Origin of the sequence: Inquilinus sp. YAF38, from assembly GCF_052113205.1 — a bacterium.
GTDB lineage: Bacteria > Pseudomonadota > Alphaproteobacteria > DSM-16000 > Inquilinaceae > Inquilinus.
Window position 1 is genome coordinate 1 of sequence record NZ_JBFRCU010000134.1, and the last position, 12,679, is coordinate 12,679.

At 69.9% G+C, this 12,679-nt stretch carries 12 protein-coding genes; 5 read left to right on the forward strand and 7 right to left on the reverse strand.

Features of this window, described 5'->3' with window-relative positions:
* A partial coding sequence (locus AB4Z01_RS33990; RefSeq protein WP_441700967.1) for a peptidoglycan-binding domain-containing protein occupies positions 1 to 628 on the reverse strand: 628 nt, incomplete at its 3' end.
* 126 nt (positions 629 to 754) lie between these two features.
* Here AB4Z01_RS33990 and hisS point away from each other — a divergent pair.
* Complete coding sequence (gene hisS / locus AB4Z01_RS33995) at positions 755 to 2,098, forward strand: histidine--tRNA ligase (RefSeq protein ID WP_441700969.1); 1,344 nt, start codon at positions 755 to 757, stop codon at positions 2,096 to 2,098.
* 352 nt (positions 2,099 to 2,450) lie between these two features.
* Positions 2,451 to 3,422, forward strand: a complete 972-nt coding sequence (locus AB4Z01_RS34000) for a small ribosomal subunit Rsm22 family protein (protein ID WP_441700970.1) — start codon at positions 2,451 to 2,453, stop codon at positions 3,420 to 3,422.
* On the opposite strand, the gene AB4Z01_RS34005 is transcribed toward AB4Z01_RS34000, so the two are convergent.
* Complete coding sequence (locus tag AB4Z01_RS34005) at positions 3,423 to 3,734, reverse strand: hypothetical protein (protein ID WP_441700972.1); 312 nt, start codon at positions 3,732 to 3,734, stop codon at positions 3,423 to 3,425. It lies immediately after the preceding gene.
* 258 nt (positions 3,735 to 3,992) lie between these two features.
* The gene (locus tag AB4Z01_RS34010) at positions 3,993 to 5,660 is read right to left on the reverse strand and encodes an acetolactate synthase large subunit (protein WP_441700973.1); all 1,668 of its coding nucleotides are present in this window, start codon (positions 5,658 to 5,660) and stop codon (positions 3,993 to 3,995) included.
* Positions 5,661 to 5,867: 207 nt separating this feature from the next.
* Between AB4Z01_RS34010 and AB4Z01_RS34015 the strand changes: the two genes are divergently transcribed.
* Both AB4Z01_RS34015 and AB4Z01_RS34020 read left to right on the forward strand, forming a co-directional pair.
* Entirely contained in the window at positions 5,868 to 7,082 is a 1,215-nt protein-coding gene (locus AB4Z01_RS34015; protein ID WP_441700975.1) for an adenylate/guanylate cyclase domain-containing protein, read from the forward strand.
* Between the two features lie 177 nt (positions 7,083 to 7,259).
* The gene (locus tag AB4Z01_RS34020; RefSeq protein WP_441700976.1) at positions 7,260 to 8,300 is read left to right on the forward strand and encodes a zinc-dependent alcohol dehydrogenase family protein; all 1,041 of its coding nucleotides are present in this window, start codon (positions 7,260 to 7,262) and stop codon (positions 8,298 to 8,300) included.
* 34 nt (positions 8,301 to 8,334) lie between these two features.
* On the opposite strand, the gene AB4Z01_RS34025 is transcribed toward AB4Z01_RS34020, so the two are convergent.
* The 4 genes from AB4Z01_RS34025 to AB4Z01_RS34040 form a co-directional block, all read right to left on the reverse strand.
* On the reverse strand, positions 8,335 to 8,961 hold the full coding sequence (locus AB4Z01_RS34025) for a hypothetical protein (RefSeq protein WP_441700978.1): 627 nt from the start codon (positions 8,959 to 8,961) through the stop codon (positions 8,335 to 8,337).
* Between the two features lie 24 nt (positions 8,962 to 8,985).
* The gene (locus AB4Z01_RS34030; RefSeq protein WP_441700980.1) at positions 8,986 to 9,618 is read right to left on the reverse strand and encodes a LysE family translocator; all 633 of its coding nucleotides are present in this window, start codon (positions 9,616 to 9,618) and stop codon (positions 8,986 to 8,988) included.
* Between the two features lie 22 nt (positions 9,619 to 9,640).
* Positions 9,641 to 11,158, reverse strand: coding sequence for a hypothetical protein (locus tag AB4Z01_RS34035; RefSeq protein WP_441700982.1), 1,518 nt, complete (start codon positions 11,156 to 11,158; stop codon positions 9,641 to 9,643).
* An 82-nt stretch (positions 11,159 to 11,240) separates the two neighbouring features.
* Positions 11,241 to 11,711: a MerR family transcriptional regulator gene (locus tag AB4Z01_RS34040; RefSeq protein ID WP_342239910.1), complete on the reverse strand. Its 471-nt coding sequence runs from the start codon at positions 11,709 to 11,711 to the stop codon at positions 11,241 to 11,243.
* Positions 11,712 to 11,790: 79 nt separating this feature from the next.
* Between AB4Z01_RS34040 and AB4Z01_RS34045 the strand changes: the two genes are divergently transcribed.
* The coding region (locus AB4Z01_RS34045) for a cation transporter (RefSeq protein ID WP_441700984.1) at positions 11,791 to 12,679 on the forward strand (889 nt) is incomplete at its 3' end.

Sequence of the window (12,679 nt, forward strand, 5' to 3'; positions counted from 1 at the left end):
GGGTCGGCAGCGTGGACGGCGCGATCGGGGTCGGCGCGCCCGGCGTGGCGGCAACGGTCCGGCCGCCGCTGGCGAGATGGGCCACGGTCTCGACCGTCAGCCCGCTGTCGGGAGCCGGCGGCAGGTTGTTCCTCTGCTGATAGTCCCGCACGGCGGCCGCGCTGCGCTGGCCCAGAACGCCGTCGACCTGGCCCAGCCGGTAGCCCGCTCCGTTCAGGGCGGACTGCACCGCGCCGATCTCGGCCCGGTCGAATTCGACCGTCGGGCTGTCATAGACATAGGATCCGGCGATGCGGGGCGCGCCGTCGCAGTTCTGCGGCAGCGCGTTCGCCGTTTCGACCGACGCACCACGGCCGTCGAAGCGGATCGCCAGGGCGGCGCCGCTGTTGCTGGTCCAGGTGATGGTGTCGCCCACCGGCTTCGCCATGCCCGACATCAGGCAGATGCCGCCGCGGCTGGAGCGGTGCAGCAGGAAGGCGACGTTGCCGTCCTGCGTCGGTTGGACCAGAAGCCGGATCGGCGCGCCGCCTCCGGCAACATAGGTGCCGCCCTCGATGTCGGCGGCAAAAGCAGCGCCCGCCCAGCCGGCAGTGGCGGCCAGGCAGGCCAGGGCAATGGTGGAACGCATCCGGGTTCTCCGTGTCGTCTCGGTCGCGTGCGAAACGTCCGGGGTGCAGGTCCGGTTCCGATTCCCCGCGGGTGACGGCGGCAGCGCGATCGGTTAAACCGCCACACTCCCTAGGAAGATGACGCCATGTCCGAGACCCGAATCATCAAGCCCCAGCCGATCAGCGGCTTCCCGGAATGGCTGCCGGAGGAGAAGCTGGTCGAGGATCGCGTCCTGCGCATCATCCGCGAGGAGTATGAGCGCTACGGCTTCACCCCGATTGAGACGGCGGCGGTGGAGCGGCGCGAGATCCTGACCGCCAAGGGCATCGTTGAGAAGGAGATCTACGCCCTGTCCCGCTTGGCGGCGGGGGAGGGGGAGGACGCTTCGACCGACATGGCGCTGCATTTCGACCTGACCGTGCCGACCGCGCGCTACGTGGCGCAGAACGCGGCGCGGCTGACCTTCCCGTTCCGGCGCTACCAGATCCAGAAGGTGTGGCGCGGCGAGCGGCCCCAGGCCGGCCGGTTCCGCGAGTTCTACCAGGCCGACATCGACGTCATCGGCAACGGCAGCCTGGGCCTGCTCAACGACGCCGAGATCCCCTGCGTCATCAACGCCATCTTCGCCCGCATCGGCATCGGCGAATTCGTCATCCGCATCAACAACCGCAAGCTGCTGCAGGGCTATCTGCTCGACCAGGGGCTGACGGCCGAGGGCGTCGGCGCGGCGCTGAAGGTGATCGACGCGATCGAGAAGGTCAGCCGCGAGCGCACTTTGGCCGACCTCGCCACCCATGCCGGCATCGACGCTGCGACGGCGGCGCGGATCGTCGATCTGGTCACCCGGCCGGTGACCATCGCCGACCTGCGCGCGATCGAGGGCGGCGACCTGTACCGCGAGGGGCTGGACGAGCTGGGCCAGGTCGCCGACGGCCTCGCCGCCTTCCAGGTGCCGGCGCATCGCTGGCGCATCGACCTCGCCATCGTCCGCGGCCTCGACTACTACACCGGCACGGTCTACGAGACCCAGCTGGTGGCCAATCCGGAGGTCGGCAGCATCTGCTCCGGCGGTCGCTACGAGGATCTGGCCAGCAACTACACCAAGGCGAAGCTGCCGGGCGTCGGCATCTCGATCGGCGTCACCCGGCTGCTGTCGCGCCTGTTCGACGCCGGCCTGCTGAAGCCCGGCGCCGCCACCCCGGCCGCGGTGCTGGTGACGGTGATGGACCGGGCGCAGCTGCCCTATTATCTCGGCCTGGCCACCGCGCTGCGCGCCGCCGGCATCGCGACCGAGCTGTACACCGAGGCCAGGAAGGTCGGCGACCAGCTGAAATACGCCGACAAGAAGGGTTTTCGCCTGGCCGTGATCGCCGGCGAGACCGAGATCGCCGCCGGCACGGCGGTGCTGAAGAACCTGGCCACGGGCGAGCAGTCCACCCATCCGCAGGGCGACTTGGCCGACGCGGTGCGGCAGGCGCTCGCCGGGTAGGGGCCGCGTGAGCCCGATCCCGGCTTTGCGAGACGCGTTGCCTCTCCCGCGGGGCGGGAGAGGTCGACAGCGCGCAGCGCTGGCGGGTGAGGGCTGGCAGCGGCCTCGACAAAGGGCCCTCACCCGGAACCGCCGTCACGGTTTCGACCTCTCCCGCAGGCGGGACCTCTCCGGAATCTCCAAATCCGTCATCCCCGCGAAAGCGGGGATCTCGCAGCGCTTTGGCCGGAAAGAGATTCCCGCTTTCGCGGGAATGACGTCAAAGGGATGGATCGCTGTAACGAAAAGCTCCCGCAAGCGGGAGAGGCAACGCGAAAGCGGGCGGTTCCTCCCTCTGCGGGTGGCCTGAGCCATGGATCTGCCGGCCGCCCTGCGCGTCGCGGTCGACCGGGCGCTGGAGGGTATCGCCCTGGCCGAGCTGTCGGCCGCCGCCGCGCGGCTGTCGCAGCGCTACCGGGCCGAGCTGCGCGACGGCCGCTTCCATGTCGGCGACGACCGCGCGGTCCAGGCCTATCTCGCCACGCGACTGCCGGCCACCTATGCCGCGATCAGCAGCTGTCTGGAGGCGGTGGCCGGGCGCCGCCCGGACTTCGCCCCCGCCAGCCTGCTCGACGCCGGCGCCGGGCCGGGCACCGCGCTCTGGGCCACGGCGGAGGCCTGGCCGGAGCTCGCCGCCGCCACCCTGCTGGAGGGCAGCGCCGCCTTCCGCGACTGGGGCGCCCGGCTGGCTGGGGACGCGCTGCCGCCGGCCGACTGGCGCGCCGCCGACCTGGCCAAGCCGCTGCCCGAACTGCCGGCGCATGACCTCGTCATCCTGTCCTATGTGCTGGACGAGCTGGCGCCGGACCGGCGCGGCGCCCTGGTCGACGGGCTGTGGGCCGCCACCGCCGACCTGCTGCTGATCGTCGAGCCGGGGACCCCGGGAGGGTATCGCCGCATCCTCGACGCCCGCTCGCGCCTGATCGCCGGCGGCGGCCATGTCGTGGCGCCATGCCCGCATGACCGCGCCTGCCCGCTGGCGGAGCCCGACTGGTGCCACTTCGCCCGGCGCGTCGCCCGCTCGCGCCTGCACCGCCAGGCCAAGGGCGGCGAGGTGCCATGGGAGGACGAGAAATTCGCCTATGTCGCGGTCTCGCGCCGCCCGGCCATGCCATTCGCCGGCCGCGTCATCACCCCGCCCCGCGGTGCCGGCTCCCGCATCGACCTGCGCCTCTGCGCACCGGAGGGGCTGGTCGAGCGCACCGTGACCAAGCGCGACGGGTCGTTGCTGAAGACGGCGCGGCGTCTGAGATGGGGTGACGCGCTGGAGACCGAGCCTCTGTGACTACCGGCTATCCTCCACCCGCAGCAGCTCGACCGTGGGCGGCGAGGCCAGGATCTCGCTGAAGGCGTGCATCCAGCGGGCCGTCTCCTCGTCGTCGCCGACCCCGCGTTCGCGGAACCGGTCGAACTGGTCCAGGCTGGTCAGCTCCACCTCGAACTGCAGCGCCGCACCGCCCTGGCCGCGGGTCAGCGGCACCAGCAGCCGGGCTTTGAGCCGGTTGGCCCGGGCGGCCTCGACCTCGCGGTGGATGAAGTCGATCGCGCTCTGGCGATTGACGGGCAGCACGTCATACGAGAAGCGGGCGATGTACATGCCGGTCCCTCCTGGGTCGCTGGGGCGGTCCTATGGGGACAACACCACGGCTCCCGCTTTCGGCTCACCGCCATTTTCACCGCGACCCGCGCGACGCCTGCCGGGCTCGCGCCTCAAGAGACCGTCTGGAAATGCGCTGGTGTGAGTCGGCTGGCGGTGGTGTCGAGAACCGGAGCGCAGCGGACGTTTGGGTCCGTGAGCACCGGAAGCGGAGACACCGCCGTCAGACGGCCGCACCAGTAGCATTTACGGACGGTCTCAATCCGCTTCCACAGCCGAGGCATGGCTGCGCAGCTCCTCGATGAACACCCGGCTGTTCTCGGTGTAGTCGATCGGCACGCTGACAAGGTGCACGCCGCCCTGGGCGAAGGCCTTCTCCAGCGTCGGCGCGAAGGCCTCGGCGGATTCGACCTTCCAGCCGGTGGCGCCATAGGCCTGGGCGTAGGTCACGAAATCCGGGTTGCCGAAGGTCAGGCCCCAATCGGCGAAGCCCTGCGCTTCCTGCTTCCAGCGGATCATGCCGTAGGCGTTGTCGACCAGGATCACCACCACCAGGTTCAGCTTCAGCCGGATCGCGGTCTCCAGCTCCTGCGAGTTCATCATGAAGCCGCCGTCGCCGCACACCGCCATCACCCGGCGGTCCGGATGCAGCATCGCCGCCGCCATGGCCGAGGGCAGGCCGGCGCCCATGGTCGCCAGCGCGTTGTCCAGCAGGATGGTGTTGGCGATGTGGGTGCGGTAGCTGCGGGCGAACCAGATCTTGTACATGCCGTTGTCGAGGGCGACGACGCCGTCCTCCGGCATTACCGCGCGCACATCGTGGACGATGCGCTGCGGCAGCAGCGGGAAGCGGTCGCTGGTGCCGTCCGCCGCCACCTTCTCCAGGATCGTCCGGCGCAGCCCGGCGAAGGCCTCGGCCGCGGTCGGGTGCGTCCCGCCGAAGACCTCGGCGATGCGGGCCAGCGAAAGCCCGATGTCGCCCACCACCTCATGGTCCGGGAAATACACCTCGGCGATGTCGGCCGGCTGGTAGCCGACATGGATCACCTTCTGGCCGGCCTGCTCCATGATGAAGGGCGGTTTCTCGACCACGTCGTGGCCGATCGCCAGGATCAGATCGGCCTTGGTCACCGCATCGTGCAGATAGTCGCCCTCGGACAAGGCGGCGGTGCCGATATAGAGGCCGGAATTGCCGTCGACCGCGCCCTTGCCCATCTGGGTGTTGAAGAACGGGATGCCCATCCGGCGCACGAAGTCGGACAGCGCCGGCACCAAATGGCGGCGGTTGCCGGCGGCGCCGATCATCACCAGCGGGCGCTCGGCCGCGCGCAGCATCCCGGCGGCGGTGGCGATCGCCCCGTCATTCCCCACCGGCAGCTCCAGCGGGTGCAGCGGCACCGGCCCCAGCCCGTCGGGCGCCGGGGCGGCGGCGATATCCTCCGGCAGCTCCAGATGCACCGGGCCCGGCCGTTCCTCCTGGGCGATGCGGAAGGCGTTGCGCACCAGGGTCGGGATCGCGCCGGTGCTGACGATCTGGCGCGAGAACTTGGTCAGCGGCCGCATGGTGGCGACGATGTCGACGATCTGGAACTGCGCCTGGCGGCTCTTCAGGATCGGCTTCTGGCCGGTGATCATCACCATCGGCATGGCGCCCAGCAGGGCATAGGCCGCGCCGGTGGTCAGGTTGAGCGCGCCGGGGCCGAGCGTGGTCAGGCAGACGCCGGCCTTGCCGGTCAGCCTGCCATAGGTCGCGGCCATGAAGGCGGCCGACTGCTCGTGCCGGGTGACGATCAGCTCGATGCCGGAGCGGCGGAGCGATTCGACGATGTCGAGATTCTCCTCGCCGGGCACGCCGAAGACGCGGTCCACGCCCTCATTGACCAGGGCCTCGACGAGAAGGTCGGAGCCGGTCCGTTGCGCAGCCATGATGGTCCTCTCCTGCTGGGCGGTGCAATGTGCCCTGCAAAGATAGGCCGTAAGCCGCGGCGATGACATGACCGTGCCGCAGGGCAGACGGACAGCTCGCGCACGGGCGGCATGGCCGCGACGGTGGTCACGGCCGCCCCGCGATGCGATGCTGTCCGCGCCAAGCGCCGCATTGACCGCGCCTCGCCGAAGGGTTCTTCTCCCGCCATGCAAGACGGATTGCCGCCGGACTGGGACTGCCGACCGATCGCCGAGAGGCATCGCGACGGGCTGCAGGCGCTTGGCCTGTGGCTGGTCGAGGCGACGCGGCGCCCGGTGCCGCTCAAGGGTTTGTTTCCGGGCTTCTGCGAGCGGGTGGCGCAGACCATCGTCCCGACCTGGCGGATCCATATCGGGCTCGAGGTGCTGCATCCCGAGATCAGCGGCACCATGCTGGTCTGGAGCGACGAGACCATCGAGTTCGGGGAGCGTGCCCGCCAGGGCATCATGCAGAGCACGGGCTATCTCACCAGCCCGACCAAGATCGTCGACGACACCGAGCGGGCGTATCGCCGGCGTCTTGATGCCGACGTCGGCGACATGCCTCTGCTGCAGGAGCTGCAGGAACAGGGCTCGACCGATTACCTGATCACGCCGCTGCCCTTCCTCGACACCAGCCGTACCCGCTTCCTGTCCTTCGCCACGCGGCAGCCGGGCGGCTTCGACGATGACGACCTGAAGGCGCTCGACACCGCCGCGCGGCTGTTCAGCCCCTATGCCGAGCGCCAGGTGTGGAAGCGGATCGCGCTCGACCTGCTCGACACCTATGTCGGCGCCCGCACCAGCCAGCGCATCGTCGAAGGCCAGATCGAGCGCGGCGCGGTCGACTGGGTCGAGGCGGCGATCTGGCTGGCCGACATGCGCGCCTTCACCCGGCGCAGCGAAACCAATGCCATCCGCGATGTGGTGGCGATGCTGAACGGCTGGTTCGGCGACATGGGCGTGGCGATCGAGGCCGAGGGCGGCGAGATCCTCAAATTCATCGGCGACGCGGTGCTGGCGATCTTCCCGGTGACGGCGGAGACCGACCGCGGCACCGCCTGCGCCGCCGCTTTGGCCGCGGCCGAGGCCTTCTGCGCCCAGGTCGACGCCACCAATGCCGAGCGCGGCCTCGTCGGGCCGGACGCGGTCGATTTCGGCATCGGCCTGCATCTCGGCGAGATCGCCTACGGCAATATCGGCGCCGCGCGGCGGCTGGACTTCACCGTGATCGGCCCGGCGGTGAACCGCGCCAGCCGGCTGGAGGAGCTGACCAAGACGCTGCGCCGTCGGGTGCTGGTGTCCGAGCCGTTCCGCGACGCCTGCGGCCGCCCGCTGCTCGACCTCGGCCGCCACGTCCTCCGCGACGTCGAAGGCACGCACCGGATTTTCGGGATCGGGTAGTCCGCCCCGCCCCCCCAGCCGTCATGGCGAGCCCCGCAGGGGCGTGGCCATCCAGACTGTCGCCACCGAGCGCGGCGGCCGAAAGACTGGATGGCCACGCTTCGCTCGCCATGACGTGTTGGGGCCTATCCATCGTTCCGATAAGGTCTCGCCGACAACAGCCACAGGCCCGCCGCGATGAAAGCCGTCGTCTTCGAACAGTTCCGCCAGGCGCCGACCATCCAGACCGTGCCCGACCCGTCGCCCGCGGCGGAGGGCGTGGTGGTGAAGGTCGAGGCGACCGGGCTGTGCCGCAGCGATTGGCATGGCTGGATGGGGCACGATGCCGACATCGTGCTGCCGCATGTGCCCGGGCACGAGCTGGCCGGCACCATCGTCGCGGTCGGGCCGCAGGTCCGGCGCTGGCGCACCGGCCAGCGGGTCACCGTGCCCTTCGTCGCCGGCTGCGGCCATTGCCCGGAATGCGCCAGCGGCAATCAGCAGGTGTGCGAGCGGCAGTTCCAGCCCGGCTTCACCGCCTGGGGCTCCTTTGCCGAATATGTCGCGCTCGACTTCGCCGATGCCAACCTCGTCGCCTTGCCGGACGAGATCGATTCGGCCACCGCGGCCAGCCTGGGCTGCCGCTTCGCCACCTCGTTCCGCGCCATCGTCGACCAGGGCCGGGTCCGCGGCGGCGACTGGGTCGCGGTGCATGGCTGCGGCGGCGTCGGCCTGTCGGCGATCATGATCGCCCGGGCGCTGGGCGCCAATGTCGTGGCGGTCGACCTGACCGACCGGAAGCTCGACCTCGCCCGCCAACTCGGCGCCACGGCGACGGTCAACGCGACGACCTCGGCCAATGTCGTGCACGAGATCCGCGACCTGACCGGCGGCGGCGCCCATGTCTCGGTCGACGCGCTCGGCCACCCGGCGACCTGCATGAACTCGATCCGCTGCCTGCGCCGGCGCGGCCGGCATATCCAGGTCGGGCTGATGCTGGACGACCACGCCCGCCCGCCGGTGCCGATGGACCGGGTGATCGCCTATGAGCTGGAGATCCTCGGCAGCCACGGCATGCAGGCGTTCCGCTACCAGGCGATGCTGGACATGATCGCCGCCGGCACGCTGGCGCCGCAGCAGCTGGTCGGCAGCCGCATCAGCCTGGACGAGGCCGCGGTTGCGCTGACGCAGATGGACCGCTTCGACGGCACCGGCATCAGCGTCGTCACGCGGTTCTGAGGGCAGGTTAGGCGCCAGCCAGCGACAGATTCTGTCAAGAAAGCACCCAGCGAGGGATCAACCTGATGCTGAAGCCCTCGCGATGCAGTCTCTCATCGATCGTCCGGCAGAAGGCGAATATGAAGTCGATCAGTTCGCGGGGGCGATCCGGCCTGTCGAGGAAGAAGATCTGCAACGGCAACTCGACCCCGCCGGCCGGGCCTGCCTCAACCAGCGCAGCAAAACTCTCTATGCTCCGCTCGGTTTCGGGCGGGATCCGGAGCGCATCGAACACCGCGGAGAGTGCGTCGGACGGCATCTGCCATGCCGTGGGATCGAGGATGATCTCACGCGGCTCCCAGGCAAAGGAGTCCAGGAAGGCTTCGTGCAACGTCCGGAACCATCCGGAATCCATGCCGGCAGAACCGCCGTCCAGGCCCGTAAGGCCCCACGGGCATCTGGGGCCGAAGCCTTGCTCGCAATATGAGATGCCACTGTCGGCAACGAGCCACGCAGGGTAGGCGGTCGGTTCGCTGGCGTAGTCCCATTCGAGCATGTGCCGCCGGGGCGTGACCAGGTAGCCCGTCAACTGTTCCCGGGTCCCGTCATCTCGAATGCGGGCACACTCGGCTGCGACCAGCGCCTGGATACGGGCTCGCTCACTGTCGTGAGAGTCGGACATCGGCATCCCTCGGCGGACGAGCCCTTAGACTTTCCCCGCCCCCAGGATCAGGCGGATGCCCAGCGCGCCCATGACCGAGCCGGCGGCGCGGTCGAACCAGCGCTTCCAGCGCAGATAGACGGCGCGGGGACGATCGGCGGAGAACACCAGGGCGACGATGGTGTACCAGCCGGCCTCGATGGCGAAGATCGCCGGCAGCAGCACGGCGAAGGTCCAGCCCGGCACCTGCGGCGGCAGGAAGGCGGCGAAGATGCTGCCATAGACGATCGCGGCCTTCGGGTTGCTCAGCTGGGTGACGGCGGCCAGGGTGAAGGATCGGCGGACGCTGCGCGGCCGGCCCTCCGCCGTCTTCGGCACCGCGATCGGCTGCGCCGCGGTGCGCCACAGGGCGACGGCGAGCCACAGCAGGTACAGGCCGCCCAGCACCTTCAGGATCAGGTACAGCCACTCGACCTGGGCCAGGATCGCCTGCAGGCCGAACAGGCCGAGCCCGCCATAGACCACCCCGCCCACGCCCATGCCGAGCGCCGCCGCCAACCCGTCGCGGCGCGACAGGGCGATCGCGGTGCGGGTGACGAAGACGAAGCTGGGCCCCGGGCTGGCCGCGCCGACCACGATGGCGCCGAGGATGCTGAGCAGCGGGATGGTGATGTCCATGATTCGACCTCCGGCCCCGATGTTAGGCGCCGGCGCCAATCTCCGCCAGCAGGGCCGTCGTCTCGGCCTCCAGCTCGGGCACCTCGATCAGGCCGTACTCCTGGACGGCGCCGCGATTCACGGTGCCGTCGGCCTGCAGGCGGAGCGCGGCCGGATGGCCCGGCCTGGCGCGGGCCAGCTCCGCCCTGGCCCAGCCCGACCCGATCCCCGGGCTGCCGGCGGCGAGCCCCAGCTTGCCGGCGGCGGCATCTTCGAAGACGGGGCCGGGCACGACGAGACCATGGGCCTCGCCCCAGCCGGAGCGCTGGAAGTAATCGATGGCGTCGCTGCGGTCGCTGATGCTGTGGTCGAAGCGCGTGTCGATGCTGCGCCGCATGTCGAAGTTGCGGATCAGCTCGATCGTCTCGCAGACCCAGGCGCCGTCGCGGTCGGGGCTGCACCAGCCGAAGGCGTTGTTGAAGAATTCGAGGCGGGCGGTGAAGTCCGGCCCCGGCTCCGCCGGCGACGGCGATATGTCGGCGCCGCCGATGATCGGGCAGCGCAGATGCCAGCTGTTGTTGAAGACGAACCAGGGGAAGTCCGGCACGCGCTCGCTCGCCGGATCGCGCTCGTACTGCTCGTAGCTCAGCTTCAGCACCCGGCCCATGGTGTGGGTGGTCTCGTGCGGCAGGCCCTGCCGGCTCTCGAACCGGCCGGTGTTGCCGTAGACATACCAGAAGCCGCCGCCGGCGCCGTCGAAGGAGAACCAGGCGTGGCAGTCCAGCATCCGGTTGTGGCGGACATGCCAGTTATAGGCGGACCGTTCGATCTCGACCGGATTGTCGCGGATCCGCACGAAGTCGTTGTCGACGATGTGGATGTCGGCGTTGACCCTGTGTGCTAGCTCCGCCGGCACGTCCGCGTTGCCGGATTTCAGGCGCACTCCGTTATAGGCGTCGGTGATGCAGTTACGGCGGATCACGACCTGGCCGCGGATCGCCTTCGCCGACAGGAATGCGCCGTTGAAGTAGCTGTAGCCGCTATCCGGGCCCTCTTCGCCATGCGCCTGCGCCCAGTCGATGGTGGTCCACAACGGATGCCCGGGCTGGGTGTCTTGCTGCCAGCGGTTCCCTTCGATCAGCAGGTGCGAGGTGGGGCTGGCCTCGCTGCCCTTCGCGAAGATCGCGTGCGTCCCGTTCTGCAGCGAGCAGCCGCGGATCGTCAGGTGGCGCGTGTTCTCGATCCAGAAGATGACGGGCCAGCAATCCCGGATCCTGAGCCCCTCGATCACGACATGGGCGCATTCGACGACGCGCAGGAACGCGAAATCCGTCCGGGACATGCTGTTGCCCGGGCGCGGCGGCTTCGGCCACTGTCCGCCGCAGATCCAGCCCTCATCGGCGGCCCGGATGACGATCGGGCGGCCGGGCTCTCCGGATCGGCCCTCCAGCAGCGACGGGCGGTCGTAGACGCCGCCCGCGATCAGGATCTCGTCGCCCGCCTTGGCCTGATCGCAGGCTTTCTGCAGATCGGCCGGGCAGTCCACCCGGAACGTCCCCATCGCAATCACCTCGAAAAATTCTGTCTGAAATGACGGCCGACTTGAAACGATCTTCAAAAATGCGGATGAAGCGGCGGCTTCGTCAAGCGGCCGTCTCGATCTCCTCGCCCGTCCCGTGGTCCGGATGCAGGCAGTGGCCGTGGCTGTGGTCGGCCAGCACCTCGATCACCCGGCAATGGCCGATGGTGCCGTGGCGGCACTGCTCCACCATCCGCTCCAGCTCCACCTTCAGCGCTTCCAGCCGGGCGATGCGGGCCTGCACCGCCACCAGCTGCTCCTGCGCGATCCGGTCGGCCGTGGCGCAGGGCTGGGCCGGATCGTCGGCCAGGGTCAGCAGCTGGCGGATGGCGTCCAGCGGGAAGCCCAGCTCGCGGCTGTGCCGGATGAAGGCCAGCCGGTCGCTGTGCGCCCGGCCGTAGATCCGCTGGTTGCCCAGCGTCCGCGCCGCCTCCGGCATCAGCCCGATCTGCTCGTAGTAGCGGATGGTCTGGACCTTGCAGCCGGTGCGGCGGGCCAGCTCGCCGATCGGCATCGCGTCGCCACGCGCGGACATGAATTTTCCTCTTGAAGCTCTAGTCGCTGTAGCTCCCATCTTCCCCTGCGACGGATGTTTCGGCAAGGGAGTGCGTCGCATGGCAGCGGCGAATGACGGGCAGGGCCGGACCCTGCGCTATCGGGTCGACGGCATGGACTGCCCGAGCTGCGTCGGCAAGCTGCAGACCGCGCTGGGCCGGATCGAGGGCGTCAGCGGCGTCGAGGTCAGCTTCGCCACCGGCCTGCTGGCCTTCGGTGCGGCGGGCGCCGCCGCGAATGGCCGGGCGGTGGAAGACAAGATCCGCGCCCTCGGCTTCACCCCGACCGCGGTCGACGACGCACCCAAAGCGCCGGCGCTGGCCGACGCGACGCCCTGGTGGCGCGAGCGCAAGGCCCAGCTGGTCGGCTTCACCGGGGTCCTGCTGGCGGCCGCCTTCGTCGCCTCGCTGATCGTCCCGGCCGAGGCCGAACGGGCCTATCTCGCCGCGGCGCTGATCGGGCTGGTGCCGGTCGCGCGCCGCGCCTTGACCCTGATCCGCTCCGGCTCGCCCTTCAGCATCGAGACGCTGATGGCGGTCGCCGCGATCGGCGCCATCGCCATCGGCGCGGCGTCCGAGGCGGCGGTGGTGGTGTTCCTGTTCGCCGTCGGCGAGCTGCTGGAGACCGTGGCCGCCGGCCGCGCCCGCCAGGGCATCAAGGCGCTGGTGTCGCTGGTGCCGCGCACAGCCCAACGTGAAATGCTAGGGCATTTACAGATTGGCGGCCAAGCCAGCAGCGAAGGCGCGGAAGAAGGCCAAGCCGTTGTGGAAGGTGATGGGTCCGGGCGGTTTGGCTTCGTATTCGTGCCAGCCGCCGAGCTTTGCGATGACCCATGCGGCCCAGGAGAGGGAGGCCTCGGGATGGGGGTTCTTCTGGCGGGCGATCTTGCCTTGCAGGCGTTGGTTGAGCACGGCCAGGGCGGTGATCTCGTGAGGTGTGAAGGCGAGG